This is a genomic window from Ralstonia sp. Ralssp135 (assembly GCF_047304345.1).
In the GTDB taxonomy this organism is placed as follows: Bacteria; Pseudomonadota; Gammaproteobacteria; order Burkholderiales; family Burkholderiaceae; genus Ralstonia; species Ralstonia chuxiongensis.
This window is the reverse complement of record NZ_JBGLYZ010000096.1, coordinates 1-292: the sequence shown is the minus strand read 5'-3', so window position 1 is coordinate 292 and position 292 is coordinate 1. Positions and strand designations below refer to the sequence as shown.

General features: G+C 51.4%; 1 protein-coding gene. It reads right to left on the bottom strand.

Annotation, left to right across the window (positions count from 1 at the left end):
- Positions 1-36: 36 nt before the first annotated feature.
- A partial coding sequence (locus ACCD03_RS25530; RefSeq protein ID WP_413413282.1) for a hypothetical protein occupies positions 37-292 on the bottom strand: 256 nt, incomplete at its 5' end.

The following is a 292-nucleotide window of genomic DNA, read 5'->3' as shown; positions in this document are numbered from 1 at the left end:
CCCACACCCCGCCGGGCGAACCCCGCATTTCCCCAATTAAATCCCCCCGCCCCAACCCCCCCCGGTGGGGAAAAAATTAACGCCCAAAACCGAAACGCCCCAAACAAACCCCCCCACCCAAAACCCAACCCCCCAAACCCCCCCAGGGAATTTAAAAAAAATTAAATGGGCAAAAAAAAAACAAAAAACCCCAAAAAGCCAAAGGAAAAAGGGGATGCCCCCCAAAAAAAAATAACGAAACAAAAAATTTAACACCCGGGCAGAGCCCCCCCCCCAAAACCAATTGGCCAAC